This window comes from Streptomyces prunicolor (genome assembly GCF_045162825.1).
In the GTDB taxonomy this organism is placed as follows: domain Bacteria; phylum Actinomycetota; class Actinomycetes; order Streptomycetales; family Streptomycetaceae; genus Streptomyces; species Streptomyces prunicolor.
This window is the reverse complement of sequence record NZ_CP108676.1, coordinates 6,996,521-7,022,039: the sequence shown is the minus strand read 5'-3', so window position 1 is coordinate 7,022,039 and position 25,519 is coordinate 6,996,521. Positions and strand designations below refer to the sequence as shown.

The 25,519-nt window shown below is 70.8% G+C and carries 24 protein-coding genes; 11 read left to right on the top strand and 13 right to left on the bottom strand.

Features of this window, described 5'->3' with window-relative positions; translation table 11 throughout:
- Window positions 1–7 precede the first annotated feature (7 nt).
- Entirely contained in the window at window positions 8–2,632 is a 2,625-nt protein-coding gene (locus OG588_RS32410) for a discoidin domain-containing protein (RefSeq protein ID WP_405950349.1), read from the top strand.
- Between the two features lie 37 nt (window positions 2,633–2,669).
- On the opposite strand, the gene OG588_RS32405 is transcribed toward OG588_RS32410, so the two are convergent.
- Window positions 2,670–4,883: a DEAD/DEAH box helicase gene (locus tag OG588_RS32405; RefSeq protein WP_405950348.1), complete on the bottom strand. Its 2,214-nt coding sequence runs from the start codon at window positions 4,881–4,883 to the stop codon at window positions 2,670–2,672.
- Window positions 4,884–4,984: 101 nt separating this feature from the next.
- Window positions 4,985–5,815, bottom strand: coding sequence for an oxidoreductase (locus OG588_RS32400; protein ID WP_405950347.1), 831 nt, complete (start codon window positions 5,813–5,815; stop codon window positions 4,985–4,987).
- A 96-nt stretch (window positions 5,816–5,911) separates the two neighbouring features.
- On the opposite strand from OG588_RS32400, the gene OG588_RS32395 reads away from it, so the two are divergent.
- Window positions 5,912–6,838: a LysR family transcriptional regulator gene (locus tag OG588_RS32395; RefSeq protein ID WP_405950346.1), complete on the top strand. Its 927-nt coding sequence runs from the start codon at window positions 5,912–5,914 to the stop codon at window positions 6,836–6,838.
- Here the strand turns inward: OG588_RS32395 and OG588_RS32390 are convergent.
- Entirely contained in the window at window positions 6,813–8,408 is a 1,596-nt protein-coding gene (locus OG588_RS32390) for a sigma-70 family RNA polymerase sigma factor (RefSeq protein ID WP_405950345.1), read from the bottom strand. The two genes, OG588_RS32395 and OG588_RS32390, sit on opposite strands and share 26 nt — an antisense overlap.
- A 209-nt stretch (window positions 8,409–8,617) precedes the next feature.
- Here OG588_RS32390 and OG588_RS32385 point away from each other — a divergent pair, with 209 nt between their 5' ends.
- Together OG588_RS32385 and OG588_RS32380 are read left to right on the top strand one after the other, a co-directional pair.
- Window positions 8,618–9,034, top strand: coding sequence for an SsgA family sporulation/cell division regulator (locus OG588_RS32385; RefSeq protein ID WP_266861737.1), 417 nt, complete (start codon window positions 8,618–8,620; stop codon window positions 9,032–9,034).
- A gap of 68 nt (window positions 9,035–9,102) precedes the next feature.
- Entirely contained in the window at window positions 9,103–9,738 is a 636-nt protein-coding gene (locus tag OG588_RS32380) for a hypothetical protein (protein WP_405950344.1), read from the top strand.
- A gap of 25 nt (window positions 9,739–9,763) precedes the next feature.
- Here the strand turns inward: OG588_RS32380 and OG588_RS32375 are convergent, their stop codons facing one another.
- Window positions 9,764–10,612, bottom strand: a complete 849-nt coding sequence (locus tag OG588_RS32375) for a hypothetical protein (protein WP_405950343.1) — start codon at window positions 10,610–10,612, stop codon at window positions 9,764–9,766.
- A gap of 137 nt (window positions 10,613–10,749) precedes the next feature.
- On the opposite strand from OG588_RS32375, the gene OG588_RS32370 reads away from it, so the two are divergent.
- Together OG588_RS32370 and OG588_RS32365 are read left to right on the top strand one after the other, a co-directional pair.
- Entirely contained in the window at window positions 10,750–11,412 is a 663-nt protein-coding gene (locus OG588_RS32370) for a response regulator transcription factor (RefSeq protein WP_405950342.1), read from the top strand.
- Between the two features lie 75 nt (window positions 11,413–11,487).
- Complete coding sequence (locus OG588_RS32365; protein WP_405950341.1) at window positions 11,488–11,802, top strand: hypothetical protein; 315 nt, start codon at window positions 11,488–11,490, stop codon at window positions 11,800–11,802.
- 102 nt (window positions 11,803–11,904) lie between these two features.
- Here OG588_RS32365 and OG588_RS32360 read toward each other — a convergent pair whose 3' ends face one another.
- The 3 genes from OG588_RS32360 to OG588_RS32350 all read right to left on the bottom strand — a co-directional run bounded on the left by OG588_RS32360 (window position 11,905) and on the right by OG588_RS32350 (window position 14,279).
- Window positions 11,905–12,696 carry a hypothetical protein gene (locus tag OG588_RS32360; RefSeq protein WP_405950340.1) on the bottom strand — a complete coding sequence of 264 codons (792 nt, stop codon included), beginning with the start codon at window positions 12,694–12,696 and terminating at the stop codon, window positions 11,905–11,907.
- 174 nt (window positions 12,697–12,870) lie between these two features.
- Window positions 12,871–13,554, bottom strand: coding sequence for a polysaccharide deacetylase family protein (locus tag OG588_RS32355; RefSeq protein WP_405950339.1), 684 nt, complete (start codon window positions 13,552–13,554; stop codon window positions 12,871–12,873).
- A gap of 38 nt (window positions 13,555–13,592) precedes the next feature.
- On the bottom strand, window positions 13,593–14,279 hold the full coding sequence (locus tag OG588_RS32350; RefSeq protein ID WP_405950338.1) for a glycoside hydrolase family 11 protein: 687 nt from the start codon (window positions 14,277–14,279) through the stop codon (window positions 13,593–13,595).
- A 250-nt stretch (window positions 14,280–14,529) separates the two neighbouring features.
- On the opposite strand from OG588_RS32350, the gene OG588_RS32345 reads away from it, so the two are divergent.
- Window positions 14,530–15,870: a M14 family zinc carboxypeptidase gene (locus OG588_RS32345; protein ID WP_405950337.1), complete on the top strand. Its 1,341-nt coding sequence runs from the start codon at window positions 14,530–14,532 to the stop codon at window positions 15,868–15,870.
- Between the two features lie 41 nt (window positions 15,871–15,911).
- On the opposite strand, the gene OG588_RS32340 is transcribed toward OG588_RS32345, so the two are convergent.
- Entirely contained in the window at window positions 15,912–16,526 is a 615-nt protein-coding gene (locus OG588_RS32340; protein ID WP_405950336.1) for a TetR/AcrR family transcriptional regulator C-terminal domain-containing protein, read from the bottom strand.
- An 87-nt stretch (window positions 16,527–16,613) separates the two neighbouring features.
- Between OG588_RS32340 and OG588_RS32335 the strand changes: the two genes are divergently transcribed.
- Together OG588_RS32335 and OG588_RS32330 are read left to right on the top strand one after the other, a co-directional pair.
- A complete protein-coding gene (locus OG588_RS32335) occupies window positions 16,614–18,122 on the top strand; it encodes an FAD-dependent monooxygenase (protein WP_405950335.1) in 1,509 nt (502 codons plus the stop codon).
- A gap of 14 nt (window positions 18,123–18,136) precedes the next feature.
- Window positions 18,137–18,892 (top strand): SDR family NAD(P)-dependent oxidoreductase, encoded by a 756-nt coding sequence (locus OG588_RS32330; protein ID WP_405950334.1) that lies wholly within the window; start codon window positions 18,137–18,139, stop codon window positions 18,890–18,892.
- 107 nt (window positions 18,893–18,999) lie between these two features.
- Here the strand turns inward: OG588_RS32330 and OG588_RS32325 are convergent, their stop codons facing one another.
- From OG588_RS32325 to ychF, 3 genes are all read right to left on the bottom strand, one after another.
- A complete protein-coding gene (locus OG588_RS32325) occupies window positions 19,000–19,335 on the bottom strand; it encodes a hypothetical protein (protein WP_405950333.1) in 336 nt (111 codons plus the stop codon).
- A gap of 342 nt (window positions 19,336–19,677) precedes the next feature.
- Complete coding sequence (locus tag OG588_RS32320) at window positions 19,678–20,154, bottom strand: hypothetical protein (RefSeq protein ID WP_405950332.1); 477 nt, start codon at window positions 20,152–20,154, stop codon at window positions 19,678–19,680.
- A gap of 82 nt (window positions 20,155–20,236) precedes the next feature.
- Window positions 20,237–21,325 carry a redox-regulated ATPase YchF gene (gene ychF / locus OG588_RS32315; protein WP_405950331.1) on the bottom strand — a complete coding sequence of 363 codons (1,089 nt, stop codon included), beginning with the start codon at window positions 21,323–21,325 and terminating at the stop codon, window positions 20,237–20,239.
- 200 nt (window positions 21,326–21,525) lie between these two features.
- Between ychF and OG588_RS32310 the strand changes: the two genes are divergently transcribed.
- A complete protein-coding gene (locus OG588_RS32310) occupies window positions 21,526–22,101 on the top strand; it encodes a DUF6542 domain-containing protein (protein WP_405950330.1) in 576 nt (191 codons plus the stop codon).
- 73 nt (window positions 22,102–22,174) lie between these two features.
- Here OG588_RS32310 and ppgK read toward each other — a convergent pair whose 3' ends face one another.
- Window positions 22,175–22,921: a polyphosphate--glucose phosphotransferase gene (ppgK, locus tag OG588_RS32305; protein WP_405950329.1), complete on the bottom strand. Its 747-nt coding sequence runs from the start codon at window positions 22,919–22,921 to the stop codon at window positions 22,175–22,177.
- A 29-nt stretch (window positions 22,922–22,950) separates the two neighbouring features.
- A complete protein-coding gene (locus OG588_RS32300) occupies window positions 22,951–23,976 on the bottom strand; it encodes a 4-hydroxy-3-methylbut-2-enyl diphosphate reductase (protein WP_405950328.1) in 1,026 nt (341 codons plus the stop codon).
- A 113-nt stretch (window positions 23,977–24,089) separates the two neighbouring features.
- Here OG588_RS32300 and OG588_RS32295 point away from each other — a divergent pair, with 113 nt between their 5' ends.
- Window positions 24,090–25,460: an APC family permease gene (locus tag OG588_RS32295; protein WP_405953265.1), complete on the top strand. Its 1,371-nt coding sequence runs from the start codon at window positions 24,090–24,092 to the stop codon at window positions 25,458–25,460.
- Window positions 25,461–25,519: the final 59 nt, after the last annotated feature.

Here is a 25,519-nt window from a genome sequence, read left to right as displayed (position 1 = left end):
TCGAACGGTGCCCAAACCCACCCGCCTGCTGCTCCCGCTCCTCGCCGCCGCCCTGCTCCTCCCCCTTCCCCTTACCCCGGCGTCCGCCGCACCCCGCCCCCATCCCCGTGCCGACTGCGGCGCGCGCGGCTGGGCGCCCTCGGCCACCCGCATCGACCCGGCCGACACGTACCACCCCTACGTCGGCAACGGCTATCTCGGCACCCGCGTACCGCCCTCCGGTGCCGGCTACGCCGCGTCCGGTGAGAAGACCGGCTGGCCGCTCTACACCCCGCGCTACGACGGCGCGTTCGTCTCCGGCCTCTACGCCCGGGGCCCCGCGAACACCGCCGGCCGCGAGGCCCTCGCCGCGCTCCCGAACTGGACCGGCCTCGACGTCACGGCGGGCACGGAGACCTACGGCGGCGCCGGCACCGGCCGGGTCAGCCACTACCGCCAGACGCTCGACCTCCGCTGCGGCTACGTCCGCACGTCCCTCACCTGGACCACGAAGGACGGCCGCCGCACCGACCTGGTCTACGACGTCCTCGCCGCCCGCGACGCCCCGCACACCGGCGCCGTACGCCTGCGCGTGACCCCGCACTGGGACGGCGAACTCACCCTCACCGACCGCCTCGACGGCCGTGGCGCACGGCGCGTCACACAGACGGACGGCGGCCCGGTCGGCGACCGCACCATCGGCGTCGCGTTCCGCACGGACGGTACGCATGTCGACGGGGCCGTGGCGTCCGTCCTGGAGGCACCCGGACACGTCCAACAGGTCGATAGGCAGGGAGAGTTGAGTGCCAGTCAGGCAGCCGTCCTCCCCGTCCGTTCCGGTCACAGCTACACCGTCACCAAGTACGTCGGCGTCGACACCGCCCTCACCTCCCGCGACCCGCGTTCCGCCGCGCAGGACGCCGCCGGGTGGGCCGCGGGGCGCGGGTGGGACGCGCTGCTCGCCGCGCACACCGCCGCGTGGCGGGCGCTGTGGTCGTCCGACATCGAGGTGCCGGGCCATCCGGATCTGCAACTCTGGGCCCGTTCCGCCCAGTACGGGCTACTGTCCGCGCTGCGCCCCGGCGCCCGGAACAGCATCGCGCCCGCAAGTCTGACCAGCGACAACTACGCGGGCATGGTCTTCTGGGACGCCGAGACCTGGATGTTCCCCGCGCTGCTCGCGACCCACCCCGACCTCGCCCGCCCGGTTCTCGAATACCGCTACCGCACCCGCTCGGCCGCCGCCGAGAACGCCGCGAAGACCGGGGTGAAGGGCCTGTTCTTCCCGTGGACGAGCGCGAGTCACGGGAAGCTGTGGAACGAGTGCCAGAGCTGGCAGCCGCCGCACTGCGTCACCCAGAACCACCTCCAGGGTGACATCGCACTGGCCGCCTGGCAGTACTACCTCGCCACCGGCGACCGCAGCTGGCTCCGCACCCAAGGCTGGCCCCTCCTCAACGGCCTTGCCCAGTACTGGACTTCGCGGGTCACGAAGAACTCCGACGGCTCGTACTCGATCAAGGAGGTCGCCGGACCCGACGAGTACAGCAACGGCGTCAACGACGGCGTCTACACCAACGCCGTCGCCGCCACGGCCCTGCGCGCCGCCACCGACGCGGCCCGCACCCTGGGCACCGAAGCCCCCGCCGACTGGCTCACCATCGCGAACCGGCTGCGCATCCCCTACGACCCGAAGCGCAAGATCTTCCTCCAGTACGACGGCTACGGCGGCTCCCGGATCAAGCAGGCCGACACCGTGCTGCTGATCTACCCGCTGGAGTGGCCGATGCCGTCGGGTGCCGGTGCCGCCACCCTCGACTACTACGCCCAGCGCACCGACCCGGACGGCCCCGCCATGACCGACGCCGTCCACGCGATCGACGCGGCGGCGATCGGCGAGCCGGGCTGTGCCGCGTACACCTTCCTGCGGCGGGCCTACCAGCCGTTCGCGCGCGGCCCGTTCGCCCTCTTCTCCGAGTCGCGCGGCGACAAGGCGGGCGCGTCCGACCCCCTCGCGGGCTCCCCCGCCCAGGACTTCCTCACCGGCAAGGGCGGCTTCCTCCAGGTCTTCACCCACGGCCTCACCGGCCTGCGCCTGCGCCCCGACGCCCTCCACCTCGACCCGAGCCTGCCGCCCCAACTCGCCGACGGCGTACGCCTGTCGGGGCTCAGCTGGCGCGGCCGTACGTACGACATCGCGATCGGGGCGAGGACGACGACGGTACGGCTGCGGTCCGGGGCGCCGTTCACGCTGGACACCCCCGAGGGGCGCCGCACCCTCTCCGGCACGGTCACGCTCAAGACCCGGCGCCCCGATCTCACCCCCACCACCGACCTGGCCCGCTGCCGGCCCGCGACGGCGACCTCCTCGGAGTCCGGCCTCTACCCGGAGGCGGCGGTCGACGGCAGCCCCGCGACCACCTGGTCCCCGGCCACCGACAGCGCCACCCTCACGGTCGACCTGGGGCGGACGGTGCGCGTCGGGACGGTGCGGCCCACGTGGACGAAGAAGCCGGGGGCTTACACGGTCGAGGTCTCGGCGGATCGCCGCACCTGGCACACGCCCGACGGGACGCCCGCCCGGTACGTCCGCGTCACCGTACGGAGCGGCGGCAAGGGTGCCGCTCTCGCCGAACTCGACGTGCGCTCGTGACGGCCTAACCACCGGCCGAACACCCCTGAGGGCACGGTCAGTTGGCGGTCCCCGTCGCCAGCCTCCGCTGCTCCTCCTCCACGATGCGGCGGGCCAGCGAGGCGTCGGATATGTCGATCGCGTCCGGGGTGGCGTCCGCGAGGGCGCTGCGCCGGGCGAAGGCGTCGAAGAGGCGGTCCTTGTTCTTGAGGATGGTCAGGAGCCGGTCGTCCACGCTGTCGGTGGCGAGCATGCGGTGCACCTGGACCGTGCGTATCTGGCCCATGCGGTGGACGCGGGCCACGGCCTGGTGCTCCACCGTGGGCTTGACCTGGGGTTCGCAGAGGATGACCAGGGAGGCGGCCTGGAGGTTGAGGCCGACCCCGCCCGCCTCGATCTGTGAGAGCAGCACGGCGTGGCCGGGGGCCTGGGTGAAGTCGTCGACCAGTTGCTGTCGGCGGGCGGGCGGGACGCTTCCGGAGATGGGCCCGAACACCCCCTTCTCCAGGGCCTGTTCCACCGCGGCGAGCACGTCCCGGAAGTACGAGAAGACCACCACCTTCACCCCGTTGTCCGCCGCCTCGGTGACCAGCTCCCGCAGGCGCTGCAACTTCGCGGACTTCTCGGTGTCGGCGTAGGCGGCCCGGCGCATCGCCATGAAGTTGCCGTCGCCGACCGCGCGGTCGTACGCCTCGCGGTCGGCGACGCCGAGCTCCACCCACTCGTCGACCTGGACGAGTGCGGGCAGTTCGGTGAGCACGTCCTCCTGGTTGCGGCGGAGATAGGCGGGGGCGACGGACTTGCGGAAGGCGTGCGGTCCGGCCGCCGCGGTGCCGTTGCGGACGGTCGGCAGGAGTTCGGGGCGCAGGTGGCGGACGAGGGTGCGGAACTCCTCGACGTGGTTCTCCATCGGCGTGCCGGTGAGGAAGAGGACGCGGTCGCAGCGCTCGGTCCACAGGGCGACGGATTTGGCACGGCGGGTGTCCGGGTTCTTCACGTAGTGGGCTTCGTCGACGACGAACATGCCCGGGGTGGGACCGGCGGGCGCCTCGGTCCTCGTCCTCCTGCCCTTCGGTGACTTGTCGACCGGCGCGGGCAGGGTGTGCAGCGTGTCGAAGGTCGTGATCGCGACCCCGCCCCGCTCGCTCCACTCCCCGTAGGCGTCCTGTCGGTCCGGGCCGTGCACGGGCAGTGCGCGCAGGGTGCTGCGGGCGCTGATCTCGCGGGTCCAGTTGATCAGCACGCTGGCCGGGCAGACCACCAGGAAGTGACTGTGCCCCTCGGCCGCGAGATGGGCCAGCGCGGCGATGGCCTGGACGGTCTTGCCGAGCCCCATCTCATCCCCGAGGACGACCCGGCGTTGCGCAAGGGCGAACCGGGCGCCGAAGGACTGGTATCCGCGCAGCGAGACCCGGCGATGCGTGTCGTCCAGCGGCTGGGCGTGCACCCGCTCGGCCAGCTCCGCCGGCAGGAAGCCCTCGCTCGCCGCGAGGTCCGGCTGCTGCCCGTCGACCGCGGCGAGCTGGCTGTAGTACTCGGCGGACCGCAGCTCGAAGTCGACCCACGCCTCGATGTCGGAGACCGGCGGGCGCAACAGGTCGGTGGAGGCCTGCGCGATCAGCAGCCGTACGTCCTTGGCGGACGGGTCGGCGACCAGTTCGTGCAGTTCGGTGACCGCGGCGAGCGCACCGTCCCGCCTGCGCCGACCGGCGAGTGCCAGCAACAGCCTGCTGCTGGCGGGCCGGGCCACGGGCAGCAGCGCGCCGAGCCGTTCGTCGAGCCGGGTCGCGGCGTCCAGGGCGCGGCGCAGCTCGGGTCCGGCCTCGACGAGCCGTTGCAGCGCGATGACCAGGGCGGTGGTGCGGGGTTCGGGGTGGTCGACGTCGATGCGCACGGAGACGGTCTCGGCGACGGCCCGCGCGATCTGCCGGGCGGCCGCGAGTGCCCGGTCGGCGGTCTGCTGTCCTACGCCGGGCAGTTGCCGCAGCTCGTACCGGCTCGCCTCGTGCACCGCGCGCACGGAGGTGAGCCCCGCCGCCTCCACGGCCCCGAGCCGCAGCCGCCCCTCGGTGACGTCCTTCAGCCTCGCTACGGGGATGGACTCCAGCTCCTGGGCGACGAGTTCGGCCCGCAGCGGCTCCAGTGCGGAGCGGACGGTGTCGAGGGCGCGGGTGTGGTCGGCACGCAGGGCGCGCGCCACGTCGTAGAGCCGTGTGCCCTGTACGCACAGCTCCCTGACCCGTCGGCCGACCCGCGGCGACTCGCCCTCCATGTCACCCCCCGCTCCCCATTGGTCTCCCTGTGCGCACAATCGTGGCACGCGCCACTGACAACGGGGACGAGAGCAGTCAGGCCAAGGGTTCCGGCCCTCCGTCAGGCGTCGAACCCCGTCGCCCGCGTCCGCTTCTCCCAGGCCGCGATGTCGCCGCGCACCTGCTCCAGATGCTCGAGCACGGCGTCGACCGCGTCGTCACCCAGCGGCAGGCGGAGCGGGGTCTCCTCGGCGTCCAGCGCGGCCAGGATGAGGGCTGCCGCCTTCGCGGGGTCGCCGGGCTGGGCGCCGTGGCTGTCGGCGGCGGCATCGCGGGTCGCGCTCACGTTGCCGTACACGCCGCTGTCGGTACTGGTCCTCGCCCGGCCGCTGTCGAAGAAGGACGTGCGGAAGGCGCCCGGTTCGACGATCAGCACCTTGATGCCGAACTCGGCGACCTCGTCCACGAGCCCCTCGGACAGCCCTTCCAGGGCGAACTTCGTTCCGCTGTACGCCGATACGCCCGCGAAGGACATCTGCCCGCCCATGCTGCTCATCTGCACGATCGCCCCGGAGTGCCGCTCCCGCATGAACGGCAGCACCGCGCGCGTGAGGGCCGCCGGACCGAAGACATGCAGGTCGAACAGCTCTCGCAACTCCCGGTCGGTGGTCTCCTCGAAGGCACCGACATGCGCGCGCCCCGCGTTGTTGACGAGTACGTCGATCCGCCCGTGCCGCGCCACCACGTCCCGTACGGCGGCCTCGGCAGCCCCCGTGTCGGTGACGTCCAGGCGCAGGGCCTCCATCTGGTCGGGCCGCGCGGCGACGAGATCGTCCAGCCCCTCGGTCCGCCGCGCCGCACCGACGACTACGTCACCGGCGGCGAGCGCGGCCTCGACGATCGCCCGCCCGAAACCGCTGCTCGCGCCGGTGACCAGCCACACCTTGTTCATGACGTCTCCCCTTGAGATCCCGGATCTCTGTTGTCCAACTGCCGACCAGCCTGCGCCCGCCCCCGATCGCCCGTCCAAGACCTACGCTGATAACCAATGGCTATGACGACGGACGTCCACGTACGGGACCTGCGCTACTTCGTCGCCGTCGCCGAGGAGCTGCACTTCACGCGCGCGGCCGAGAAGCTGTACGTCTCGCAGCCCGCGCTGAGCAAGCAGATCCGGGCGCTGGAGCGGCAGTTGGGCGCCGAGCTGTTCCGGCGTGACCGACAGGGCGTGGCGCTCACGGCCGCCGGTGCGGCCCTACTGCCGTACGCCCAGCGGGTGTTGGCGGTCTGGGCGGAAGGTGCGGCGGCGCTGGCGGAGGTGGGCGCGGCCGAACGCAGCACCCTGGTGGTCGGCATGAGCACCAGCCCCGGCCGGGGTGGCCTGCTGCCCGCGATCCGCTCGCGCTTCACGGCCGCGCGTCCGGAGGCGAACGTACGGCTGCGGCAGGTGAGTTGGGACGATCCGACGGCGGGGCTCGCAGACGGCGACGCGGATGTGGCGTTCGTCTGGCTGCCGTTGCCCGACGCGGAGCGCTACGGCTGGACGGTGGTCGCCGAGGAACCCCGCCTGGTCGCGCTCCCGGACACCCATCCGCTGGCCGCCCGCGCGGAGGTCGACTTCGCGGACCTCGTCGACGAGCCGTTCCTCGCCCTGCCGCCCGACGCCGGCCCGTTGCGCGACCACTGGCTCGCCCTCGACGAACGCGGCGGCCGACTACCGCGCATCGGGGCGGAGATCGCGAGCACGGAGGAGACGTACGAGGCGCTCGTCGCCGGTCTCGGTATCTGCCTGGTGGCCACGGGCAACGCCCATCTGATCACCCTCGGCGGTGTCGTCACCCGCCCGGTGCACGGCATTTCACCGAGCCGTTACGCCCTTGCCTGGCGACGGGAGGACGGCGTACGGCCACTGGTGCGGGCGTACGCGGAGGCGTGCCGGCTGGTGGCCCCTATGCGATCGACTGATCGCCCTTGACCTCCCGATCACAGGGCTGGTCGCTGCCGCCCGGGGTCTCAACGGCCGTGGGTTCAGGTGTGGTTGTGGGGGTGGGTGCGGGTGATGACGGTTCGGACGGTGAGGACGGTTCGGACGGCGAGGACGGTTCGGACGGGGTCGTGGGCTCCGGGGTGACAGGATCCGGGGTCTCCTTGACGGGAGCACTCGGCTCCGGCGTCGGGTCCTCGCTCTTGGGCGGCGTGGGAGCCGGTTCCGTCGGCTTCGGGTCCGGCTTCGTCGGTTCCGTCGGCGTCGGCTCCGGCTTCGTGGTCACCGGTGGAACAGGAGTTGGAGTCGGCGTCGGCGTCTCGGTCGGAGGTTGGGTGGGATCCGGAGTCGGATCCGGAGTCGGCTCAGTCGTCACTGGCGGCGGCTCAACAGGAGCCGTAGGAACAGGAGTTGCGCCACCATCCCCCACCGGCGTCACCGTCGACCCGCCCCCGGTGTCGCCAAGAACGGCCGGCGGCACGGCACTTATCGCCCCGTCCGCCACAGGCGCCGTGGGACCACCGCGGTCGCCCGGTGTCTTCGAGGGCTTCGCCGTGCGCGGCTCGGACGCCACCGGTGCCTGGGAGACCGGGACTTCGGTCACCGGGCCCTTGGCGACGGGGACTTCGGTGGCGTCGCCGCCGCCGAGGAGGACGCACACCGCGACGGCGCCCGCCACGGCCGTACCGACGGCGGCCGCCATCTGGGTCTTGGACGCGCCGACTGCCGCATGTCGTACGCCGTGCAGGAACCCGGCACCATGACCGCCACCCGCCGTGACGGCTGCCGCACCCGCGGAACCCGCACCGAACGCGAGCAGGAACTTGCCCGCGCCGCCGAGCACGAACACGAGCAGGGCCGGTGCCACGAGCGCGGGCAGCCGGTCGTTGGCGCGCATCAGGGCGGCGAGGCGGGCGCGGCAGTCGTCGCACGCGTCGACGTGACCGAGGATCCGTTCCGACTGCCGCTCGGTGGCGGCGCCGCGCACGTACGCGGGCATCCGGGCCCAGTGCACCTGGCACGCGGGATCGTCCGGGGCGCCGGTCTGGGCGCGCAGGAACGCCTGCCGCATGCCTTCCCGCGCGCGGTGCAGCAGTACGGCCGTCGCGCCCTGCTTGGTGCCGAGTTGGGGACCGATCGCGGCCAGCGGCAGCCCCTCCGCCTCGGCCAGCCACAGCGCCTTCACCCACCGCTCGGGCAACTGCTCAAGTACCCGCACCAGCAAGTCCGTTGAGGACACCTGCTCGGCGGGATCGCCCCCTTGGGCGTGGACGTGCACATGGTCCGCGTCGGTCCGCTCGTCGACCTGCGGATCGCGCGGCGTCTCGCGGGCGGCGCTCCCCGCGGCCGTGGCGAGGTGCTTCACCGTGGTCATGAGGTACGCCGGTACGTTGTCGATCTCGTGCCCGGCGGACAGCCTGCGCCACACCCTGAAGTGCGCCTCGGCGACGAGGTCTTCGGCGACCCAGGTGTTCCGGGTGAGCGAGCGGGCGTAGGCGACGAGGCGCGGCTGCTGCTCCTCGTAGATCCGGGCGTACGCGGCGGTGGGACCGTCGTTCATGGCAGCAACGCTCCAGTTGCCAGTGGGGCGGGGAAGGGTTTGTACCCTAGATGGCAAAACTTTCAATTAAAGTTGCAGTCGTTCCACAAGGTGATGCAGGTCACATAACTCCCGTACGAAACGGCGTAATCAAGGGCCCCTCCAGGTGATCAAGGAGGTGCGTCGACACAACCGGCCGCCGCCCGCCGCACCCGAATCGGAGACCGCCCATGCGCCACCTCACCCTGGAACAGCCCACCAGCGCCCGCCTGATCGCCGACGACGACCAGGAGTTGGCCGTCACGGTCACCCTGCGGTACTCCTCCGGCGACCCCTTCGCCGTCCAACTCCTGTTCCCCGCCTGGATATCGCTCGACGGCAAGAAGGTGACCTGGACCTTCGCGCGGGCACTCCTGGAGGAGGGTCTCGACACCCCCGCCGGGATGGGCAACGTGCACATCAGGCCATACGGCCCCGCCCACACGGCCGTTGAGTTCCACTCGCCCGAGGGCATCGCGATGATCCGCTTCGACTCGGTCGCCCTGCACCACTTCCTGCGCCGCACGTACCGGGTCACCGAGCCGGGCCGCGAAGCCCTGGAACCGTCCCTGGACCGAGGGCTCGCCTCGCTGCTCGACGGCGCGTGACGTGCGTGCCGAAGCCGCTGCCGCGCAGCGCGGGCCGGGTTGTCAGTGGCGGCTGCTTTCATGAGGTCATGAGCACCGTGCACGAGGTCGCCGCACTCCTCCCCGCCCCCGCCGAACTCCGCGTCCACCTGCGCGCGTTGGCCTTCCTGGACGCGACGATCGGCGACGATCCGCAGTTCGTGGACCACACCTTCGACGCCGACTGGGGCCCGGACCAGGAGGCGGCCCTGATGGACAACGGCTCGGGGGACGACTTCTCCGTCCTCTTCACCCCGGCCGGAGTGCTCATCCGCGGCTTCGACCACGAGTCGGCGATGAGTCCGTACGGGACGGAGGACGAGCAGGTCTGGCCCGGTGTCGTCGACGAAGTGCCTGTCACACTGCGCCCGTTGCTGGACGACCCCGCGTTCGTCGACGCGTACATGGGCGTCTCCCGCGTCACCGCCTGCCTGTGGCGCGAGACCGGCGACACCGCGTGGCGCACCGGTTCGGCCATCGACTTCCCGGCCGGCAACCCGGACCCGGACGGCGCCGGCCACCTCTTCCGGCTCCTCACCCACCGCTCTCCGGAGACGGTCCGGGCCCACTTCGAGGACTACTACGAACGCCCTGTCCCCCTCGACCCCGTCCGCCACGTCCTCGCCGGACACCCGGTGACCCCGGCGATCACCGCGGCCCTCAACCCGGCCGCCGGGCGGGAGTGACACGGGGCGATTCCCCCTCCGCCGGTCAGGCCGCCTGCCGCGCGGCGCGTCCCCGGTCGATGACGTCCCTGCGGGTCACCCCGAGGTACACCACCAGTCCGAGGATGACCGCCAGGAACAGCACGCTCGTGACGACGGTGCCGAAGCCGAGGCCGCCGTCTCCGGTCGACTGGGAAAGGTAGTCGCCGATCGAGGCGCCCAGCGGGCGGGTGAGGACGTACGCGATCCAGAAGCTCCACACGGCGTCCAGGCCGAGGGCGAAGTGCGCGACCGCGACCGCCCCGATGGCCAGGCCGAACAAGACCGCGGCCGGCCAGTAGCCGAGGTTCATGCGCTCGGAGACCAGGTCACCGGCGGCGGTGCCCAGCGCGAAGGTGAACAGCACGGCGAGCCAGTAGTAGGCCTCGCGGCCGGTGGTGTCGATGCTGTGGATGGACAGCGTCCCCGCACGCCGGTGCCAGACCACGAACACGACCACGAGGGCGACGGCGAACACCGCGGTGCTCGTCTCCAGCGGCACGCCCATGTTGTCGGTCAGGTTGTCGCTGATGAGCGTTCCCACGACGCTGATCAGCGCCACGGCGAGCCAGTAGACGCCGGCGCGGTAGGCCCGCGTACGGAACTGGACCGCCAGCACCACCGCCAGCAGCCCGCTCATCAGCACCGACACGCCGGTCAGGCCCAAGCCGGCCTTCTCGTTCAGCAGGTCCGCCGCGGTCTCGCCGACCGTCGTGCACAGCACCTTGATGGTCCAGAAGTAGGCGGTGACTTCCGGCACCTTGTTCCAGCGCGGCCGAGCAGCACCGGGCACGGCGGTCTCAGCGGTCTCAGGGGTCCCGGAGATCTCGGCGGTCTCGGAGGGTTCGTATGTCATGCGGCCCGACCGTGCCAGCGGACACCTGAACACATCCTGACTGCCGTACGGCGCACCCCCGCACCGGCATCGTCTACAGTTCCGTAGACCGTCTACAGGATTGTAGTCAGAGCAAGTCGGCGGAGTCGGGGAGGACCATGCGCCGGACCATCCTGGTCGTCGAGGACGATCACGCCCTGCGGGACGTGCTGATGCGCGGGCTGCGGGACGAGGACTACGACACCGTCCCGGCACCGGACGGCGCGACCGCCCTGCGCCTGGCCACCGCCGGCGTCTCCGCCGTCGTGCTCGACATCGGGCTGCCCGACGCCGACGGGCGGGACGTGTGCCAGGCGATGCGGGCGAACGGGTTCCGCTCCCCGGTCATCTTCCTCGGCGCGCATCACCGGTTGCCCGACCGGCTGTCCGGGTTCTCCGCCGGGGGCGACGACTACCTGTCCAAGCCGTTCCACCTCGCCGAACTCGCGGCCCGCCTGCGGGCGGCCCTCAGACGGGCGGCGCCACCGCCCGCCGCCACAGCGGGAGACCTGGTCCTGGACGCCGTCCGGCACACGCTCGACGTCCGGGACACCCGGGTCGACCTGACACCGACCGAGTTCCGCCTCCTGGCCGCGCTCATGGCGGCCTCCGGCGGCATCGTCGCCCGCCGCGAACTGATCCGCGCGGGCTGGCCCGAAGGGGCCCAGGTCCACGACAACACCCTCGACCAGTACCTGACCCGGCTGCGCCGCAAGCTCCGGCAGGCGGGCAGCGCCCGGACGGTCGGCACGGCCCGTGGAGTCGGCCACCGGCTGTCGTGAACGGGGTCCGTCGCCCGGCCCCCAGCCCCTGCGGGCCAGCTCTCCCTCGTCGCACTTCTGACCGCCGCGGCGCTGATGCCGGTCCTCACCGTGGCGTTCGACTCCGTGGCCCGGCACCGCCTCCAGCACCAGGCGGACGACGAGCCGCGCACCCGCGCCGCCACCGTCGACACCCGGGATACGACGCTGCGTGTCCTGGAGAGCGCGAACGACGCGTTCCTCGACGCCGACGTCCGGATCCACGCCGGCCGACATCCGCAGGAACAGCCGCCCACCACAGGCAAGTTGACCCGCCCGGCCCGCGTGCGGATCCCGGCGACGGTCACGGTGGTGCGGGTCCCGGCCTGCCGCCGGCGCGCCGTCCGGCCCGCTCCGCGGGCGGCGAGGTGACGTACGGCTCCGCACACGCCCCGGGGGCACGGCTCGTGGTCGGCCTGCCCGCCGGACGAGAACGAGGCGCGCCCCGGACTCACACGGCAGGGCGTCGTGCTCTCACGCCGGGGCGTCGTGCCGGATGTCCTTGCGGGAGGCGGCGAGGTAGCCGACGAAGCCCAGAATGGCCACCGTCCAGGACAGCGTGACCGGGCCAAGTCCCCAGTCGAGCCCGCCCCGTTGGTGGCCGACGGCCATCCAGTCGGCGACGGAGGCGCCGAGCGGGCGGGTGATGACGTACGCCGCCCAGAACGCGGCCACCGCGTTCAGCCCGCCCCACCGGTGCGCGAGGGCCGGAACCGCGATCGCGGCGCCGTACAGGAAGGCGGAGCCCAGATAGCCCAGGCCGATCGTGGCGGTGAGGTCCCCGCAGGCCGTGCCCAGCGCGAACGTGGCGAGCACGGTGGCCCAGTAGAAGACCTCGCGGCGCCGGGTGTGGATGCTGTGGATCGACAGGGTGCCCTCGCTGCGGTACCAGAGAGCGAAGACGGCGGCCAGGACGACCATGAAGAACGGCGTCGAGAGCGCGTACGGCACACCGAGGCCGACGTGCAGGACGTCGGCGGCCATCGTGCCGAACACGCTGACCATGACGATCGCCGTCCAGTAGATCCAGGCCACGTACCGCCGGACGGCGAACTGCACGGCCAGGGCGGCCACCAGGGCGATGCCGCCGAGGCCGACGGCGGGGATCGGGCCGAACGCGTGGGCCAGGAAGTCGGAGGCCGTCTCCCCCATACCGGTTGTCAGCACCTTGATGACCCAGAAGTAGACGGTCACCTCCGGCACCTTGCTCGCCGCGTGCCGGATGCGGCGCGAAGGCCGGTCGTGAGTGAGGTGATCCGTCGTCATGGCAGGCACGATGACATGGCGAACGGCGGTTGCCCCAGACCCCTTTGCCAGAGCTTTGGGGCTTTCGGTGCATGAGTTGCCCAAGACCCCTCCGAGCCTGAACACAACCTGAAAGCACAGGTCAATGCCCTGGTCGGAGGGGTCCGGCAGGTGGTAGGCGCAGCGCGGCAGCCGCTATCCAGGGGCGACCGCACGTCCCGTCTGCGGCGAGATCATCCCGGCGCACAGATTGCGTGCCGCCAACCCCTGCGCGATCCGCGGAATCGCCGCGACCGTGTTGGCCGGCCAGTCGTGCATGAGGATGATCTGGCCATTGGTGAGCCGGGCCGCCGCCTGGACGATCGCGTCGGTGCTCGCGCCGTTCCAGTCCTGCGAGTCGACGTCCCAAATGATCTCTTTCAGACCGTACTTGGCCTCCACGGCCTTCACCGTCGCGTTGGTCTCGCCGTACGGCGGCCGGAACAGCTTGGGTGTGCCGCCGCCCGCGGCCGCGATGGCCTGCTGGGTCCGGGAGATCTCCGAGTCGATCGTCGCCTGGGTCTGCTGGGTGAGGTGCGGGTGGGTGTAGCTGTGGTTGCCGACCCACATACCGGCGGCGACCTCGGCCTTGACCTGCGCCGGGTAAGCGGCGGCGTACTGGCCCTCGTTGAACGTCGTGGCCCGAAGACCGTTCTGCTTCAGCGAGTTGAGCAGGGCGGGCGTGTTGCCGGACGGCCCGTCGTCGAAGGTGAGCCCGACGTAACCCCCGCAAGTGGCAGCCTGCGCCGGGGTGTTCACGCCGGCGGCGAGGGTGCCCGCGGCGGCCAGGGCGATGACGGCCGGCGTGGCGACCAGGGATCGTAACGCGCTGGGTTTCATGTGAAGTGGTCCCTCCAGTCTGGGGAGTTGGAAGGTGGTCAACTCACCGTGATGTTGGAGTTGCCGCTGCTCTGGTAGCCCTCGGTCGCGAGGATCATGTAGTAGCTGAAGCTGCCCAGCGGCATCCCGGCACGGGCCCAGGCGTCGAAGTGGTTGCCGGTGGTGATGGTGCCGCCGGTGCGCTTCGACTGCCGGACGCTCCAGTACTGGTCGAAGGTCTTCGTGCCTTCCACGGAGGGGGCGTTGTACCGCGTCGTCCTGTAGATGTCGTACGTCCCGCCGTCACTGGTGACGGTGCCCTTGTACGTGCCCGTGGGCCGGTAGGTGCCCCAGTTGTCGACGATGTAGTACTCGACGAGCGGGTTCGACGTCCAGCCGTACAGCGCGAGATAGCCGTTGCCGGACGGGTTGAAGCTCCCCGAGTACGTCACGCTCCGACGGCTGCCGTTGCTCCAGCCCTTGCCCGCGACGAAGTTGCCGGTGTTGCTCCACGTGGTGCTGTAGTTGCCGCCGGAGCCGAGGTTCATGGAGACCGACCCCTGGGAGTCGGTCCAGAACGAGTAGTAGTAGCCGTTGTTGGTGCCGGTCTGGTTCGTGGTGATGACCGTGGCGGCCCCGGCCGTGCCGGGCAGGGTCATCATCGCCAGCAGGGCCAGCAGCAGGGCGCAGGCGCCGCTGACGGACAGCCTTAAGCGGTTCGACGTGCGTGCGGGTGTGGTGTCCATGCCGCGTCAGTGTTGGTATGACCCTGCCAACTGTCAATAGTTTCGGTTCCGAATACGAAATATTCGTAGCCGATCAGCGCTCGACACCTTGACGAATTACCCAGCTCAGACGCCACATTGAACGATTCACCGCAGAAATTCCCCGGACACAACAAAGGATCAAGACTCATAAGTCGAATGTTTTCGATCGAATGTTTCGAAGAATTCTCCGATCATCGAACCGCCCCCTTCGTTGGTCATGATGGACCGCATGACGGCACGCATGACGGACCGCTATCCCACGGTCACCCAGGTCACCGCATCGGCGCGGCGGCTGGTCTCCCGGTATCCCGGGACCTGCCGGCTGCGCCGGATCGGGAGGTCCCGCGCGGGCCGCCCGATCCTGATGCTGTCCGTGGGACACGGACCGCATCACGTCCTCGTGGTCGCCGGCCCGCACCCCGACGAGCCGGTCGGCGGCGCGACCGCGCTCGTGCTCGCGGAGCAACTCGCCCGCGGCGACCGCCTGTCCGCGGCGACCGACCTCACCCTCGTCACCTGGGACATCGTCCTGTGCCTCGACCCGGACGGCGCAGCGGTGAGCGAGGCCGGAACCCCGGAAGCCACAGCCACGCCCACCCGCACCCCCACCCCCACCCTCCGGCACTACTACCGCACCACCTACCGCCCGATGGCCGCGGAGCAACCGGAATGGGCACCGATCATTTCGCGCCAACTCCCGGAGAGCCGGGCACTGTTCGAGGTCATCGACGACCTACGACCATTCCTCCAGTGCTCGCTGCACAGCACCGATGTGGGCGGCAGCTGGGTCCAGTTGACCCGCGACCTCCCCGAACTGGCCGCGCCCTTCCGCGCATCCGCCGCCGAACTCGGCATCCCCCTCCAACACGGCACGTACGACGCCCTGTACTGGGAGAACCCCAGCCCCGCGGTCTACGTCCTGCCCCCGCCGGACAGCACCGCGCGCCTGGCGGCCGGCTCGGAGAACATCGGCGCGTCCACCTGGTGCGCGCCCCTGCGCTACGGCGGTGTCACCGCGATCGTCGAAGTCCCCATGTGGGCAAGCGACTTGGCCGAGGACCCGACCCCGCACCCGGAAGCCGAACACACCCTCCGCGACCTGGCCGACCTGGTCCTGGACGGCGGACGCCAGGTGACCGCCGTACTCGAAAAGGCACGTACCTTCCTGCCGGCGACCCAACACGACTCGCTCAGACGGGTGGTGGAGTGGATGGCCGACGGCCTCTACGACATGGTCGCCAACTCCTGGGCACCGCTGGCCCGTCAGGCCGCCGCCGCGTCGGCCGACGACGACCCGAGGCGTCTGACGACGGCTCAGATCGCGGCCCTGAACATCGTGGCCCGCCGCCAACCGATCCGCGCGGCAGGCCTGTTGCTACGACTCCTGCGGGCATCGGACGACAGGGCCGCCCCGGCGCTGTACCGCAAGTTGGACGAACTCTTCACCGCGTGGTGCACGGATACGGAAGAGGCGCTGCGGGTGCGCTGGGTACCGGTCGACCATCAAGTGGAACACCAGGCGCGTACGGTTCTGGCCGGGGCCGAGAGCGCGCTGAAGGCTCTCCGCTGACGACGTGACAGACCCGTACGCGAGCCCGCGGGCCCTTCCCCTCACCGCCGCCCGGCGAGCAACGCGGCCACCCCGAACTCGAACCGCTCCTCGAACGACGCCGGCGCCAGATGCCCGGCCACCCGGTGCAGCGCGGGATGGGTCGCCTCGGAGATCGCACGGGCCAGGACGTCACCCAACGGGCGGTGATCCACGGCCTGTTCCTCCTGGGTGAGACCGAGGGCGAAGTAGACGACCGCCCATGAGGTCCACGCGGCCTCGCGATCGCCCAGGCCGCATGCCAGCAGCGCCTCGACCAGGCTCTCCGCGAAGGACAGGGTCATGGGCTCGGCGGCGTAGGTGCCGACCACGAGTGCCGCGCCGTCGCGGTGGGACAGCAGGGCGCGGCGGAACCGGCCGGCCAGTTCGCGGGCCCGTTCGGCGGGGACCTCCGGCAGGCCGGTCAGCGGGATCTCGCCGATCACGGCGTCCGCCATCAGCTCCAGCATCCGGGCCTTGGTCTTCACATGCCACTGCACGGTGTTGATCCGCACGCCGAGCCGGTCGGCGACCGCGCGCGTGGACACCGCGTCCAGGCCCTTCTCGTCCAGGAGGTCCAGCCCCGCGCGGATCACCGCGGCCGGATCCAGTCGGTCGCTCTGTTGCTTGTTGGTCACCGACCTAGTTTACTTCACCTCAAGACTCTAGGTCAGCGACCAAGGAATGGGGATCTCGTGGGTGCACAGCAGGTGAACACAGCGCGGGTGAACACAGCGCAGGCGGAAACGGCGCGGACGGAAACGGCGCAGGTCGTCATCTCCGGAGGCGGCCCCGTCGGCCTCTGGCTCGCCGCCGAACTCCGACTCAACAACATCTCCGTCACCGTCCTGGAACTCCGCACCGAGATCGACGACCGCTCCAAGGCGCTCACCGTGCACCCGCGCGGCGTCGAGGTGCTGGCCTCGCGCGGGATCCACCAGCGCTTCCTCGACGAGAGCCTGAAGATCTCCACCGGCCACTTCGCCAACCTGTCCAACCGGCTCGACTTCTCGGTCATGGACACCCCGTTCCCGTACACCCTGTTCATCCCCCAGGCCCGTACCGAAGCGCTCTTCGAGGAGCACGCCCGCGGGCTCGGCGCGGACATCCGGCGCGGGCACCGCGTCACGGGTTTCACCGAGCACGCGGACTCGGTGACCGTCCGGGTCGAGGGGCCAAAGGGGCCGTACGAGATCGAGACGGAGTACATCGCGGGCTGCGACGGCACGCGGAGCACCGTGCGCGACGTCGCCGGGATCGAGTTCCCCGGCACGGACTCGCGCTACCTCGGCTGGCTCGGTGACGTCCTCTTCGACAACCCGCCGGCGCCCGGCTTCAACCGCTTCACCGAGCGCGGCGGCCTGATGATCGTGCCGCTGCCCGACAACCGCTGGCGCATCGCGGGCACCAGCCCGGACAGCGCGACCACCGAGTGGCCCGGCGACTTCACGATGGACGAACTGCGGCAGAAGGTGATCGACATCGCCGGCGAGGACTTCGGCATGCGCGACCCGTCCTGGCTCTCCCGCTACGGCAACGCCACCCGCCTCGCCTCCCACTACCGGCGTGGCCGCGTCGTGTTGGCGGGCGACGCCGCGCACCAGCACTACCCCACCGGGGGCGTCGGCATGAACGTCGGTTTCCAGGACGCCTTCAACCTCGGCTGGAAGCTGGCCGCGACGATCGACGGCTGGGCCTCGGACGGGCTCCTCGACAGCTACCACTCCGACCGCTACCCGGTCGGCGAGCAGCTGATGGAGCACAGCCGCGCGCAGACCTACCTGTTCCACGCCTTCACGCCCGAGGGGATGGCCCTGCGTGACCTGCTGAGCCGGATGGTCCCCGAGTCACGGGAGTTCAGCGACGTACTGGCCGGCCGGCTGACCGCGCTCGACGTCGCCTACCCGAGCACCGACCCGACGGCCCACCCGGTGACCGGCACCCGCGCCCCCGCCCTCCCCCTCACCGACACGGACAGCACGCTGTTCGGCGCGCTGCGGGCGGACTCGTACGTCCTGCTCGACCTCACGGAGGACGACGCGCTGGCCGACCGCGCCCAGCAGCGGGTGACGGTGCACGCCGGCGCACCCGACCAGACCCGGCCGGCCTGGGCGGACGTACGCGCCGCCCTGATCCGCCCCGACGGACACGTCGCGTGGGCGTGGACGGAGGAGGACGACACCAAGCTGGCGGCACAGGTGGACGCGGCCATCACCACGACCCTCAACCTCTAGGCGGGACCGGACTCATGGATCTCGGACTGAAGAACAAGGTGTACGTCGTCACCGGCGGCACCCGCGGGCTGGGCTACGCCGTCGCCCGCGAACTGGTCGCCGACGGCGCCAAGGTGGTCATCACCGGCCGCGACGAGAAGCGCGCCGCCGAGTCGGCGGCCGAGCTGGGCCCGAACGCGGCCGGAGTCGCCGTCGACAACTCCGACCCGCGGGCACCCCGTCAACTGATCGCCACCGCAAGGGAGTTGTACGGCGCCTTCGACGGCATCCTGATCAGCGTGGGCGGCCCGCCCGCGGGCGAAACGGCGGCCACCACCGACGAACAGTGGCAGGCCGCCTTCGAGTCGGTGTTCCTGGGCGCGGTACGACTGGCCCGAGCGGCGGCGGCGGAGCTGGGTGCCGGGGGCGTGATCGGCTTCGTCCTGTCGGGCACCGCCCACGAACCGGCCCCGGGAATGGCCATCTCCAACGGCCTCCGCCCCGGCCTGGCCGGTTTCGCCAAGTCCCTGGCCGACGAACTGGGCCCCCGCGGCATCCGCGTGCTCGGCCTCCTCCCCGGCCGAATCGCCACGGACCGCATGCGCGAACTGGACGGCCTCGCCCCCGACCCCGACGCGAGGCGGGCCGGCAACGAGTCGGCGATTCCGCTGGGGCGGTACGGGACGCCGGAGGAGTTCGGACGGGCGGGGGCGTTCTTGCTGTCGCCGGCGGCGTCGTATGTCACCGGGGTGATGGTTTCGGTGGATGGTGGAGCGCGGCACGGCTTTTGAGCGGCTGCTGGGAGGCCGTTGAGCGGCCGCCGAGCGGCTTCGGAAAGTGGTCGGTCTCGGGGCGGGGCGCGGGGGGCGCCCCGCCGACGGTGATCACCGCCGGACCGTCAGTTGGAGACCCGGCGTCCCCTCCAGACCAGAATCGCCTCGCCCACGAGCGCGAGGATCACCAGCACCGCACAGCATCCGAAACCGAGCAGCCCGGTCGCGACCACATAGAGCGAACCCGGGTCCGTGCACGCCCAACTGGACGAGCAGGTGACGGTCCCCGGGTCCGCCCGCGGCCCCAGCGCGGCCCAGCCGATGACGACACAGAGCACGGAGACGGCGGCCGCGCCGGACAGCAGGAACCACCGGACCCGCCGGGTGCCCCACCACGACAGGATCCATCCCACGACGATCACCGCCGGCAGGATGAAGACGTAACCGGGGACTATGTCCACTGTGCATCTCTCCGCGACATCGAGGTGAGGCCGGTCTGCCGCTGGGTGATGTGGTTGCCCATGTCGATCAACCCTACGGTGAGGTGCTTGACGGTCGGCAGGTCACCCGTCGGCTTCCGGGTCCTCACCTCCAGGCCGAGGTCGAGCCGGTGAAGGAGGTCAAGGGGCTGGCGGACACCTGGTGGCGGAGACGTCCTGCGGGTCCAGCGAGACGGCGTAGCACGCGGCCGCGGGAGCGGCGCCCGGTCCGACGCTGCTCAGCGTGATCCGCGCCGGGCAGTAGTACCACCGCTTGCCGTTCGTCCATTCGAAGCGGTTCCACACACCGCTGATCTCCGGACCTCACGGCGTGGCGACTCCGCCGAAGGTGTGCGGACGTCCGGGCTGGAGGCTCCGCCGGTCGGTCGGGCGCACGTTCTTGTGGTGCACGGCCGCGGTGGCATGGGCGGGCCCGGCGACCAGGTCGTACGGGTAGAGCACGGGGAACGCGGTCCCCACGACGACCACCGGGTCACTGCCGGCGGGCAGGGCCTCGGTCAAAGTGACCGTGCAGGCGGTGGCCGCGGTCTTGGGGTCGGTGGTGACGGCGCTCCTGACGCGCAGCCGACGGTCGCCCACGGTGGCGACGGCCTCCGGCAGCGGTGAGTACAGCCGGGGGTAGTAGCCGATGGCCACCTGGGTCCCGGCCGACAGATCCGTGCCCGCGTGCTTGACCTGCACGGCCAACTGCCCGGGAAACGCGGCCGGTTGGACACCGACGCCCAGCGTCACACCTCCGAGTACCAGGACCTGCCGACGGCCGACCTTCGGGTCGAACATGTCATAGGGCCCGACTCCGAAGAGCCGGACCCTATCTGAGCTGCATGTTTGCCAGCTCAGCGACGTGGCGATAGGCCACCCGCTACACGTTGAACCGGAACTCCACCACATCCCCGTCCTGCATCACATAGTCCTTGCCCTCCATACGAGCCTTCCCCTTGGCCCGCGCCTCCGCGACCGAGCCCGTCTCCACCAGGTCGGCGAAAGAGATGACCTCCGCCTTGATGAAGCCCTTCTGGAAGTCGGTGTGGATGACGCCGGCGGCCTCGGGGGCGGTGGCGCCCTTCTTGATGGTCCAGGCGCGGGATTCCTTGGGGCCTGCCGTGAGGTAGGTCTGCAGGCCGAGGGTGTCGAAACCGACGCGGGCCAGGGTCGTCATGCCGGGCTCCTCGACGCCGACCGACTCCAGGAGCTCCATCGCCTCCTCCTCGTCGAGCTCGGCGAGGTCCGCCTCCAGCTTGGCGTTGAGGAAGATCGCCTCGGCGGGGGCGACCAGGGCGCGCTGCTCGGTCTTGAAGTCCTCGTCGACCAGTTCGTCCTCGTCGACGTTGAAGACGTAGAGGAAGGGCTTGGTCGTCAACAGGTGCAGGTCGTGGAGGAGTTCCTCCTTGCCGGAACCCTGGACGATGCCCTGCGAGAAGAGGGTGTCGCCCTTCTCCAGGATCTCCTGCGCCGCCTCGACCGCAGCGACCTTCGGGCCGATGTCCTTCTTGATGCGCGACTCCCGCTGGAGGCGCGGCAGGACCTTCTCGATGGTCTGCAGGTCGGCAAGGATCAGCTCGGTGTTGATCGTCTCGATGTCGTCCTTGGGCGAGACCTTGCCGTCGACGTGGACGACGTTCTCGTCCTTGAAGGCACGGATGACCTGGCAGATCGCGTCGGACTCACGGATGTTCGCAAGGAACTTGTTGCCCAGGCCCTCGCCCTCCGACGCGCCCTTCACGATGCCCGCGATGTCGACGAAGTCGACGGTCGCCGGAAGGATCTTCTGCGAGGAGAAGATCTCGGCCAGTTTCGTCAGGCGCGCGTCGGGGACGCCGACCACACCGACGTTCGGCTCGATCGTGGCGAACGGGTAGTTGGCCGCCAGCACGTCGTTCTTGGTCAGGGCGTTGAACAGGGTCGACTTGCCGACATTCGGCAGACCGACGATTCCGATCGTGAGCGACACGTTGCGACTTCCCGTACGTGAGTGGCGTGAGAGCAGTGGAGGAGACCGGCTGGGGCTACGGAGACTGGGGCCCGGGGCCGATCCACCAGTCTACGGCGTGAGCCGCGCCCTCCCGGCTTCGCGTCGAACACGTGGCCAAGCTCTGCCCATCGGCGTGTCTGAGGACCTATTCGGCACATAAACCGACCTAAGTTGGTCCAGTGGAGCAACACAGGACACGACCCCCACAGCCCGGCGCGAGACGCGGGGCCCCGCCCCTTCCCCCGCAGGCGGGCCGGGGCCCGAACGGCGGCCCCGCCCGCACGACCCGCACGAACCCGCAGGCCCGCGGCACCGCACAGCGCCGCCCGGCGGCCGTACGACGCCCGAGCCCTACGGCGGCCGAGACGGTACGTCAGCTGCCGAACCCCCGGCTCACCGGGCTCGGCGGCGGGCTGTTCTGCGCGGCCGTGATGTTCGTGCTCGGGTGTATCGACCAGTTCCTGTTCGGGGCGTCGTTGACCGTGTACGGCGTGCTGTTCGTGCCGGTGTGCGTGCTCACCGCGGTCTGGATCCGGCGCGGCGACCTGCTGACCGCGCCGGTCGTCGTACCCATCGCCTTCGCCGTCGGCCTCATCCCGGTGGCCGACGGCAGCGGCGGCCTCGCCAACCGCCTGGTGGGCGTGTTCACCGGCCTCGCCACCCAGGCCGGTTGGCTGTACGGCGGGACGCTCGTCGCGGGGCTCATCGCGACGGTCCGCAGGGTTCGGCTGCTGAGGCGTCGCCGACGCGCGTGACTGCCGTAGTCCCTGTGCCGTTCGCCGTCACGCGCGCGGCACCCGCGCGCGTGACTCCCGGGGATGCCGAGGCCTAGTCGTCCCCCGCCGCGTGCATCGCCGCCCCCACGATCCCCGCGTTGTTCTGCAACTGTGCCGGGACGATCTCGGCCTTGATGTCCTCGATGAAGTGCAGGAACTTGTCGGCCTTGCGGCTGACTCCGCCGCCGATGATGAAGAGCTCGGGCGAGAACAGCATCTCGACATGGGCGAGGTACTTCTGGACGCGGTGCGCCCAGTGCTCCCAGGTCAGCTCGCCGTCCTCCTTGGCCTTGCTGGAGGCCTTCTTCTCGGCGTCGTGGCCGTTCAGCTCAAGGTGGCCCAGTTCCGTGTTCGGCACGAGGATGCCGTTGACGAAGAGGGCGCTGCCGATGCCGGTGCCGAAGGTCAGCAGGATCACCGTGCCCTTGCGGCCCTGGCCGGCGCCGAAGTGCATCTCGGCGACGCCCGCCGCGTCCGCGTCGTTGACGACCGTCACCGGGAGGCCGCCCAGCCTGTCGCTGAACAGCGCGCCCGCGTCCGTGTCGATCCAGCTCTTGTCGACGTTCGCCGCCGTACGGATCGTGGCACCGCCGGTGACCACACCTGGAAACGTGAGCCCGACCGGTCCCGTCCAGCCGAAGTGGTCGACGACTTCCTTCACGCCGTCGGCCACCCCGTCCGGTGTCGCCGGGTGCGGGGTCAGCACCTTGCACCGCTCTTCCGTCAATTCGCCCTTGTCCAGGTCCACAGGGGCGCCCTTGATCCCGGATCCACCGATGTCCACGCCGAAGATCTGCATGGATCCACGCTACGACGAACGACTGACAGTCACTGCCCGGAGGGTGCCGTACGGTCCGAACCGGTGCGCTCGGCGACCAGTGCGGCCGCCTCTTCGCGCAGGTCACGGCGGAGTTCCTTGGGCAGCGAGAACGTGATGGACTCCTCGGCCGCCTGGACCAGCTCGACGTCCTCGTAGCCACGACCGGACAGCCACTCCAACACCTGTTCGACCAGGACCTCCGGCACGGAGGCGCCCGAGGTCACGCCGACCGTGGTCACGCCCTCCAGCCAGGCCTCCTCGATCTCGTCGGCGAAGTCCACCAGGTAGGCGGCGCGGGCGCCGGCCAGCTTGGCGACCTCGACGAGCCGTACGGAGTTGGAGGAGTTCTTCGAGCCGACCACGATCACCAGGTCGGCCTCCTCACCCATCTGCTTCACGGCGAGCTGGCGGTTCTGCGTGGCGTAGCAGATGTCGTCGCTGGGCGGCGAGATGAGCTGCGGGAACTTCTCCTTCAGGGCGTCGACCGTCTCCATGGTCTCGTCGACCGAGAGGGTGGTCTGGGACAGCCATACGACCCTGGACGGATCCCGCACCTCCACCTTGGAGACGTCGGACGGGCCGTCGACCAGGGTGATGTGGTCGGGGGCCTCTCCGGAGGTGCCGATGACCTCCTCGTGGCCCTCGTGGCCGATGAGGAGGATGTCGAAGTCCTCGTTCGCGAAACGGACGGCTTCCTTGTGGACCTTGGTCACCAGGGGGCAGGTCGCGTCGATGGTGGCGAGGCGGCCCTGCTTGGCCTCGTCGTGGACGACGGGCGCGACGCCGTGCGCGGAGAACATCACGATGTTCCCCTCGGGGACCTCCTCGGTCCGCTCCACGAAGACGGCGCCCTTCTTCTCCAGGGTCTGCACGACGTACTTGTTGTGCACGATCTCGTGCCGGACATAGATCGGAGCCCCGTACTGCTCAAGGGCTTTCTCGACGGCGATCACGGCGCGGTCCACGCCCGCGCAGTAGCCACGGGGGGCGGCGAGCAGGACACGGCGGCCAGACGAAGCAGTCATGCGTCCCATCGTAAGGCCGCGCCCGACGGGTCAAAGATCGCGCCCTTGGGGAGACTGGCGTGGGGAGACTCGCGGTGGAGTGGGAGGGGTGGGGGCCGGGCACGACGTACGGGAGACACGAGATGGCGGACACGGGCACGGATACGACGACTGCGGCCGACGGCGGGCCCCAGCTGCGGCGCAGTCTCGGTTTCCGGGATCTCGTCGTCTACGGGCTGCTGTTCATCGCCCCCATGGCGCCGGTCGGCGTGTTCGGCACCCTGGACGCCAAGTCGCACGGCGCCGTCGCGCTGGTCTACATCGTGGCCACGGTCGCGATGGCGTTCACCGCGTTCAGCTACGCGCAGATGGTGCGGGTCGTCCCTCAGGCGGGCTCGGTGTTCGCCTACGCGCGCGTGGGGCTCGGCAAGGAGGCCGGGTTCATCGCCGGCTGGATGGCGATGCTGGACTACATCCTGATCCCCGCCGTCGCCTACCTCTTCTCCGGGATCGCCATGAACGCGCTGGTCCCGGACGTCTCCCGGTGGGTGTGGACCGCGCTGGCGGTCGTCATCACGACCTGCCTCAACCTCTGGGGTGTCCGGGCGGCGGCCCGCGTCGGGTTCCTCGTCCTCGCGATGGAGATCATCGTCCTCATCATCTTCATCGTGTCGGCGATCGTCGTCCTCGCACGCGACGGCGCCGAACGGGGCTGGCTGTCACCGCTGTCCGGGGACGGCACGCAGGGCGCGTTCGCGCTGTCGGCGGTGATCGGCGCGGTCTCGGTGGCCGTCCTGTCCTACCTGGGCTTCGACGCGGTGGCCACCTTCGCGGAGGAGGTCACCGGCGGCTCCGAGAAGGTCGCCAGGGCACTGTTGTTCTGCCTCGCCCTGGCCGGCGTGCTGTTCATCGCCCAGACGTACCTGGTCGCCCTCCTGGAGCCGACGACATCCGCGCAGCTGGCCGCCGACGCGGGGAAACAAGGATCGGCGTTCTACGACGCGGTCGATGTCTCGGTCGGCAACTGGCTGCACAACCTGGTCGCCGTCAGCAAGGCGATCGGCGCGGCGTTCGCGGCGCTGGCCGGGCAGGCGGCGGCGGGCCGCCTGGTCTTCGCGATGGCCCGCGACCGACGCCTGCCCCGCGCCCTGTCGAAGACCGACGACGGAGTACCGCGGGCCGCCCTACTCTCTACGGCCGTCATCACCCTGGTCGCCGCGGTCTGGGCGGCCCGCCGCGACGACGGCCTCGACCACCTGGTCTCGGTCGTCGACATCGGCGCGCTCACCGCGTTCACGCTGCTGCACGCGAGCGTGGTGGGCTGGTTCGCGGTACGGCGACGGGGCGGACCGGTGGTGTGGTGGCGGCACGTGCTGGTACCGGTGCTGGGAGCGGCGATCACGATCGCGGTGATCGTGGAGGCGTCGGGGACGGCCCAGGTGGTGGGGGCGATCTGGCTGGCGGTCGGGCTGGCAGTACTCGCCGTGCAGTCTCGCGCGGCGATCCGGCAGTAGATACCTGGTGTGGGTGGGGGCGGGCGTCTCCTGGGGGCTCCGCCCCCAGACCCCCATCG

Excerpts from the sequence above, each read along its gene's own strand:
- OG588_RS32405 (WP_405950348.1), bottom strand. The coding sequence starts at position 4,883 with ATGGAGGGCGAGTCGCCGCGGGTCGGCCGACGGGTCAGGGAGCTGTGC.
- OG588_RS32400 (WP_405950347.1), bottom strand. The coding sequence starts at position 5,815 with ATGAACAAGGTGTGGCTGGTCACCGGCGCGAGCAGCGGTTTCGGGCGG.
- OG588_RS32395 (WP_405950346.1), top strand. The coding sequence starts at position 5,912 with ATGGCTATGACGACGGACGTCCACGTACGGGACCTGCGCTACTTCGTC.
- OG588_RS32390 (WP_405950345.1), bottom strand. The coding sequence starts at position 8,408 with ATGAACGACGGTCCCACCGCCGCGTACGCCCGGATCTACGAGGAGCAG.
- OG588_RS32385 (WP_266861737.1), top strand. The coding sequence starts at position 8,618 with ATGCGCCACCTCACCCTGGAACAGCCCACCAGCGCCCGCCTGATCGCC.
- OG588_RS32380 (WP_405950344.1), top strand. The coding sequence starts at position 9,103 with ATGAGCACCGTGCACGAGGTCGCCGCACTCCTCCCCGCCCCCGCCGAA.
- OG588_RS32375 (WP_405950343.1), bottom strand. The coding sequence starts at position 10,612 with ATGACATACGAACCCTCCGAGACCGCCGAGATCTCCGGGACCCCTGAG.
- OG588_RS32370 (WP_405950342.1), top strand. The coding sequence starts at position 10,750 with ATGCGCCGGACCATCCTGGTCGTCGAGGACGATCACGCCCTGCGGGAC.
- OG588_RS32365 (WP_405950341.1), top strand. The coding sequence starts at position 11,488 with ATGCCGGTCCTCACCGTGGCGTTCGACTCCGTGGCCCGGCACCGCCTC.
- OG588_RS32360 (WP_405950340.1), bottom strand. The coding sequence starts at position 12,696 with ATGACGACGGATCACCTCACTCACGACCGGCCTTCGCGCCGCATCCGG.
- OG588_RS32355 (WP_405950339.1), bottom strand. The coding sequence starts at position 13,554 with ATGAAACCCAGCGCGTTACGATCCCTGGTCGCCACGCCGGCCGTCATC.
- OG588_RS32350 (WP_405950338.1), bottom strand. The coding sequence starts at position 14,279 with ATGGACACCACACCCGCACGCACGTCGAACCGCTTAAGGCTGTCCGTC.
- OG588_RS32345 (WP_405950337.1), top strand. The coding sequence starts at position 14,530 with ATGACGGCACGCATGACGGACCGCTATCCCACGGTCACCCAGGTCACC.
- OG588_RS32330 (WP_405950334.1), top strand. The coding sequence starts at position 18,137 with ATGGATCTCGGACTGAAGAACAAGGTGTACGTCGTCACCGGCGGCACC.
- OG588_RS32320 (WP_405950332.1), bottom strand. The coding sequence starts at position 20,154 with ATGTTCGACCCGAAGGTCGGCCGTCGGCAGGTCCTGGTACTCGGAGGT.
- ppgK (WP_405950329.1), bottom strand. The coding sequence starts at position 22,921 with ATGCAGATCTTCGGCGTGGACATCGGTGGATCCGGGATCAAGGGCGCC.
- OG588_RS32300 (WP_405950328.1), bottom strand. The coding sequence starts at position 23,976 with ATGGGACGCATGACTGCTTCGTCTGGCCGCCGTGTCCTGCTCGCCGCC.
- OG588_RS32295 (WP_405953265.1), top strand. The coding sequence starts at position 24,090 with ATGGCGGACACGGGCACGGATACGACGACTGCGGCCGACGGCGGGCCC.